Annotated in this window: 1 pseudogene; it reads left to right on the forward strand. The window is 68.5% G+C overall.

Features of this window, described 5'->3' with window-relative positions:
• Positions 1-63: 63 nt before the first annotated feature.
• Positions 64-410 (forward strand): annotated as a pseudogene (locus tag MLGJGCBP_RS50945) (relaxase/mobilization nuclease domain-containing protein); the annotation flags it as partial.

Raw genomic sequence — 410 nt, forward strand, 5'->3', positions numbered from 1 at the left:
TGTGCGACGGCGTCGAAGTCGGAGGCGGAGTTCGTGCGCCGTCTACGTGGTCAGGGATTGGTCGTGCGTCCGCGTTTTGCGTCGGGGCGCAGCGACGTCGTGGTTGGGTACAAGGTCGCTGTTCGACCGACTGCTGGGCACACGCCGGTGTTCTACGGCGGAGGACATCTCGCCAAGGACCTGACGTTGCCGCGGTTGCGCAGCGAGTGGGAGGACAACCCGCAGGCGTCGTCGGCGGCTGTCGACGAGTGGAACGCGGCACGCCGCGAACGGCCGACGGTGCGAGCCGGACGCGAGAGCCAGGAACTCGATCCGAAGCTGCTCGACCGAGCGACCGCGGACCTCGGGAAGTGGAACGACTACCTGCGATCCATCCCGCTCGAGGACCGGGCACAGTGGGCACGCGCCGC

This window comes from Rhodococcus sp. T7, from assembly GCF_009872365.1.
Classification (GTDB): domain Bacteria; phylum Actinomycetota; class Actinomycetes; order Mycobacteriales; family Mycobacteriaceae; genus Rhodococcus_F.